Origin of the sequence: Halogeometricum sp. CBA1124, from assembly GCF_009741955.1 — an archaeon.
GTDB lineage: Archaea > Halobacteriota > Halobacteria > Halobacteriales > Haloferacaceae > Halogeometricum > Halogeometricum rufum.
The window spans coordinates 1-5,499 of record NZ_WPCD01000229.1; the positions used below are offsets into that span (position 1 = coordinate 1).

The following is a 5,499-nucleotide window of genomic DNA, read 5'->3' on the forward strand; positions in this document are numbered from 1 at the left end:
GAGGACGGCGAGAGCGACGGAGACGCCGGCGGCGAGGTGGTCTGTTCGATGGTCGCGCTGACGATGTTCGGGCGGCGCGACGGCGACGGGGAGGAGTGAGTCGCTCCCGCGTCACTCCGCGGCTTCCGCCTCAGTCGCGGCGTCGACGCCGGTAATCTCGAACCGCGCGCCGCCCGCGGTCCCCTCCGCGACGCGCACCGTCCAGCCGTGTGCCTCGGCTATCTCTTCGACGATTCCGAGGCCGAATCCCGTTCCGTCGGTCGCCGTCGAGTAGCCGAGGTCGAACACCTCCTCGCGCATCTCGACCGGGATTCCGGGCCCGTCGTCCTCGACGAAGAAGCCGTCTTCGAGGTCGCCCAGCGTGACCGTCGCGTCGGGTCCCGCGTGTTCCACGGCGTTGCGAACGAGGTTCTCGAGCAGTTGGCGGAGGCGCGACTCGTCGGCCCGGACGACACCTTCGGCGTCGACGACGAGCGTCGCGTCGTCCGTCTCGACCGTCTCCCACGCCCGGCGAAGCGCCGCCGCGAGGTCGACGGCGTCGGGGTCGTCCACGTCGCGCCCCTCGCGCGCCAGCGTCAGGAGGTCGTCTATCAGCGCTCCCATCCGGTCGTGCGCCGCCGCGACGCGGTCGACGGCGTCGTCTCCGTCGCCGCCGCACTCGGCGCGGACCTGCTCCAGCCACCCTTCGGCGACGTTCAGCGGGTTCCGCAGGTCGTGGGAGACGACGCTGGCGAACTCCTCTAAGCGCTCGTTCTTCCGACGAAGGGCTCGTTCTCGGGCCTTCCGCTCGGTCACGTCACGGAGGACGCCGACCCGTTCGAGGTCTGCGCCCGGCCCGGAGACGGTGCTGAACCGCATCTCGACCGGGACTGACCCGCCGTCGACGGTCGAGAAGCCGAACTCGACCGTTCCGACGCTCTCGCCGCGGGCGTCATCTCTCGGCGCGCCGCCCGTATCCGCTCGACCGCTTCGCCGTCCGCCCAACTGTAGACATCGGTTCCGAGTATCGCCTCGCGTTCGACGCCCTTCATCGCCGCGTACCGCTCGTTGACGTAGACGAGCGTCCCCTCCGAGTCGATGGCGTAGACGGCGTCGTCGAGAGATTCGAGGAGAGTCTCGAACCGTTCGAGCGTCCGGGCCGGGCCGTCGAGGGAGGTGACGGCCCTCGTCCTGACGACGCAGTCGCCGTCGAGTCGACGGCAGTCGGTGGCCTCGAACCAGACCCACGACCCGTCGGCGTGGCGGAGTCGGTACCGGAACGGGTGGCAGTCGTCGGACGTTCGGGCGAACGCCGAGAACCGCGCTCGGTCGTCGGGGTGGACGTACTGCCGGACGTCGTCACCGACCATCGCCGACGCTCCGTGGCCGCACTCGCGGGTGAGGGCGGCGCTCAGGTACAGAACGGTACTGTCGGCGTCGAGAACGATGGCGCCGGTCGCCTCACGTTCGGCGAACGCCTCTGTGTCGGGCATGGTGTCGAACGGACTCCCGCCGTCGGACGACTCTCACCGTCGGGACGGGGGGCGCTTGTGTTCGGCGTCACGTTGGATTATCGAACATATCAATATTTCGGCCAGAGGGGAGTGCCGGAACTCGGGGGTCGAAGAATCGGGCGGGGGTCAGTCGCGCGTCTCGTCCTCGAACCGGTCGATGCGGTTCGACGCTCGGCGGAACAGGCCGGTCAGCGTCGTTATCTCCCGGTCGGTCGGGTGCGCCCGGCCGACGAGGCGGCGCATCATCCGCAGCGTCTTCGGGCGCTTGTGGTCGCGGTGTTCGACGCGCTCGACGAACGACTCGAAGTTGTCGTAGAAGCGCTCTATCTCGGACTCCTCGGCCCGTTCGCGTTCCACGTCGGGGAGTTGCGTCTCCGCGACGGTGAGCGACCGGAGTTCGTACAGCAGCACCGTCGCGGCCTGTCCGAGGTTCAACACGGGGTAGTCGTCGCTCGCCGGGATGGAACACACCTCGTCCATCCGCGCGAGTTCGTCGTTGTTGAGGCCGCGGCCCTCGCGGCCGAGACGAGGGCCGTCTTCGTGTCCACCGTCTCCAGACTCTCGCGCACCTCGACCGGAGTCTTGAACGGGAAGCGGACGTGCTTTCGGCTGTCCTCGTTCGTGATGGCCGTCGTCGCGACGGTGTGGTACTCCGAGACCACCTCCTCGAACGTCACCTCCTCGGCGTTCGGGAGGACGTCCTCGCGGGCGTGTCCGGCGAAGCCGTACGCCTCGCCGTCGGGTTCCAGCGGCGGGGGGTTCACGAGTTTGAGGTCGGACAGCCCGAAGTTCTTCATCGCGCGGGCGATGGTCCCCACGTTGCCCGGCGTCTCGGGTTCGACCACGACGACGACGGGGGTGAATCGGCGCGCCATCACTTCGTCGGGTAGTCCTGCCCGAGGTCGAGGTCACCCACGTCGTCGACGGCGTCCTCGTCGTCCTCGTCGTCGCCGCGCCGTTCGTCCCACTCCTCGTACCGTATCTCTCCGGTGCGGAGGTCGATGCGCTTGCGCTTGCCCTCGTAGTTCTCGTTCAGCCGACGGTTCAGTTCCGCGGGGTCCGGCGGCGTCGGCAGTTCGTCCGTCCCCGTGTCGACGTGGTCGAGTCCGCCGTACCCCTCGGGGGCGCGTTCGCCCGCGGCGAACCACTCGTGGAACTCGTCGCGGAACGTCTCCTCGCCCCGGTGGTCGGAGCCGCCGGCCTCGCGGTACCAGTAGAGGAAGTCGGCCTCGTGGTCGGCGCAGAGGAGCACCTCCTCCATCGGTTCGCCGTAGACGAACTCGGCCGGGTTGCAGCGCTTCTTCTCCGCCTCGCCGTGAATCAGGTAGCAGGCGTCGCACGGCTTGCCCTGCAGGTAGGTGAGTCGGATGAGTCGTCGTCGCGTGTCGTCCGGAACCTCGTCGAGGGGGCGGAACTCCCCCTCGTCGGTGAACACCTCGTCCTCGTCGAAGCGCCACCCACGGAGCCCGATACTGACCTTCGCCATGAGCGGAAGCTAACGCGTCTGCGGATAAAAAGAGCGTGACTCGCCGGGCGCCCCGGCGGTCAGACGACTTCGGAGACGGCGCTTCGCAGGCGCTCGCGGTTCCGCCGGGCCGTCCGTTCGGAGACGGGGACGTACCCCACGTCGCGGACGACGTCGCCGGTGACGTGGTCGAGGTAGTAGGCGACGAACTCGCGAACGACGCGCCGAGAGAGCGCCGCCCGGTCGACGTAGACGTACAGCGGACGGGAGAGGGGGACGTACCGCCCGGTCCGCGCGGACTCGAACGACGGCCGGACGCACGCGCCGCCGTCCGCCGCGGTGGCGAGTGCGCGCACGGCGTCGCGGTTGCGGACGTAGTAGGCGAAGCCGAAGTAACCCATCGCGTAGCGCGACCGACGGACCGCCTCGACGACGGTCTCGTCCTGTTCGGTGCCGGCGTAGTCGGTCCGGTGCGAGCGGTCGCCGAGCACCGCCTCCGCGAAGTAGTCGAGCGTCCCCGCGCCGGCGTCGGGCCGTGGAGTTCGATGGGTTCGTCGGGCCACGCGGGGCGCACGTCCCGCCACCGGTCCGCGCCGCCCTCGCGCCACACGCTCGCCAGTTCCGACAGCGTCACGCAGGACACCCAGTCGGCGTTCTCGTTCACGACGACGGTCAGGGCGTCCGTCGCGACCTGGAACCGGAGCGGTTCGACGCCCGCCGCGGTGCAGGCCGCCCGTTCGTCGTCGCGAATCGACCGACTCGCGTCGTTGAGGTCGGTCCGCCCGGCACAGAAGAAGTTCGCGAAGCCGTCGCCCGTGCCCGTCGAGGAGAGCGACACGTCGACGCCCGGATGCGCCTCGGTGAACCGGTTGCCGAGTTCGAGCGTCAGCGGGTAGACGGTGCTGCTCCCGGCGATGCGAACGGTCCCGGAGAGTCGAGACGACGACGCCGCGTCCGTCGTCCCCGTCTGCTTCCCCCTCGGGGAGCCGAGGCACCCGCCGACGGCGGCGGTACAGACCCCGAGCGACCGCAGCACCGCCCGACGCGACGCGGCCGGTCGCGAAGAACTGTCCCGCACGTCAGACCTCCGTCGGCGCGTCGGCCGTGGCACACTCGCGCTCCGACTGCGGTTCGACGCCCACCTCGAGCGCGCGCCGCCCGTCTCGCTCTCGGTGACGGTCACGGCCCAGTCGTGGGCGTCGGCGACGGTCTTGACGATGCTGAGGCCGAACCCGGTCCCCCCGTTCTCGCGGTTCGTCGTGTACCCGGCCGCGAGGACGGCGTCTCTGTCCGCCGGCGGGATGCCGTCGCCGTCGTCCTCGACGTAGAAGCCGCGGCCGTCTGCCAGCGGTCCGACGCGGACGTGGACGCCGGCGTCCGGTGGTGGGTCGTCGCCGGACGCCGTCCGGTCGCTCCTGGCGCCGTGCTCGACGCTGTTCCGAAACAGGTTCTCGAACACGTGGCTCAGGAGGTCGCGGTCGCGTCGAACGTGGTCGTCTCGGTCACCGTGAGCGTCGCCGCCTCCGTCTCGACGAGCGCCCACGCCGACGTGGCCCGCGCGCGGAGGTCGACGGGTATCGTCTCCTCGACGTTCGAGTGCAGAGCGAGGACCACGGCGTCGTCGATGATGGTGTCGATGCGGTCGAGTGCGTCGCAGAGCGGTCCGACGTGTGGCGAGTCGACGTCCTCCGCCAGGAGGTTCGCGCGGCCGGTGGCGACGTTCAGCGGGTTCCGCAGGTCGTGGCTGAGGACGTGGGAGATGGTCGCCAGTTGCTCGTTGCGTTCCTGCACGTCGTCCATCATCGCGTTGAACGAGACGGCGACCGTGCGCATCGCCTCGCTCCGGTCGTCGGGGTCGAGGCGGGACGCGAGGTCACCCGACGCGCACGACGCCATCACGTCGCCGTACGCGGCGGCCGTGCGTTCGAGGTGCCGGCTGAACGCCTCGGACTCCGCCTTCGCTTCGAGGGCTTCGCGCCGCGCGTCTTCGGCGGCCTCACGCGCGGTTTCCGCCTCGCGGATGCGCGCCCTGAGCGACTGCCGCATCGCCTCGAACGCGGAGAACAGGTGGCCGAACTCGTCTTCGCGGTCCGTCCGTACCGGGTCGTCCAACTCGCCCGCCGTGAGTCGCCGCGCGCGTTCGGCGAGCGTCCGGACCGAGCGTGTCGTGTCGCGCCCGAGGGTGACGGCGATGAGGCCGGCACCGACGAGGACGGCCGCGAGGATGCTGCCGAGACCGGCGAGGATGTCGCCGCGAAGCGCGTACGCCGTCGCCGCCGGGACGCGCGACGTGACGGTCCACGGGCGGGCGTCGAGTGCGGCGTACCCCACCTCCGTCGGCCGTCCGTCGAGCGTCGTGGCCGCGTGGCCGCGAGCGCCGGTGAGCGTCTCCGTCGCCAGTTCGTCCGCGGTGAGAATCCGCGACTCGTCCTGCGACATGACCACGGTGCCCGCGTCGTTGCGGACGACGAACGTGCCGTCGTCGGTGTGGTGCAGGTGCCGGTCGGACGCCTCCACGAGGTCCACGACGGCGACGACGGC

General features: G+C 70.4%; 5 protein-coding genes and 2 pseudogenes. All 7 read right to left on the reverse strand.

Features of this window, described 5'->3' with window-relative positions; genetic code table 11:
- Nucleotides 1-111: 111 nt before the first annotated feature.
- Nucleotides 112-858 (reverse strand): HAMP domain-containing sensor histidine kinase, encoded by a 747-nt coding sequence (locus tag GJ632_RS18950; RefSeq protein ID WP_191453749.1) that lies wholly within the window; start codon nucleotides 856-858, stop codon nucleotides 112-114.
- Nucleotides 792-1,472 (reverse strand): PAS domain S-box protein, encoded by a 681-nt coding sequence (locus tag GJ632_RS25615; protein WP_191453750.1) that lies wholly within the window; start codon nucleotides 1,470-1,472, stop codon nucleotides 792-794. The genes GJ632_RS18950 and GJ632_RS25615 overlap by 67 nt, the downstream gene beginning before the upstream one ends.
- A gap of 147 nt (nucleotides 1,473-1,619) precedes the next feature.
- A pseudogene (locus tag GJ632_RS18960) lies at nucleotides 1,620-2,368 on the reverse strand (RNA methyltransferase).
- Nucleotides 2,368-2,979 carry a hypothetical protein gene (locus tag GJ632_RS18965; RefSeq protein ID WP_089807198.1) on the reverse strand — a complete coding sequence of 204 codons (612 nt, stop codon included), beginning with the start codon at nucleotides 2,977-2,979 and terminating at the stop codon, nucleotides 2,368-2,370. The pseudogene GJ632_RS18960 and the gene GJ632_RS18965 overlap by 1 nt, the downstream one beginning before the upstream one ends.
- Nucleotides 2,980-3,038: 59 nt before the next feature.
- Nucleotides 3,039-3,521 (reverse strand): hypothetical protein, encoded by a 483-nt coding sequence (locus GJ632_RS24320; RefSeq protein WP_343161263.1) that lies wholly within the window; start codon nucleotides 3,519-3,521, stop codon nucleotides 3,039-3,041.
- Nucleotides 3,515-4,501, reverse strand: a pseudogene (locus GJ632_RS24325) (ATP-binding protein); the annotation flags it as partial. The gene GJ632_RS24320 and the pseudogene GJ632_RS24325, both read right to left, overlap by 7 nt.
- Nucleotides 4,423-5,499, reverse strand: a 1,077-nt coding sequence (locus tag GJ632_RS18980; protein ID WP_231751685.1) for a HAMP domain-containing protein, incomplete at its 5' end; no start/stop codon positions are given. The gene GJ632_RS18980 and the pseudogene GJ632_RS24325, both read right to left, overlap by 79 nt.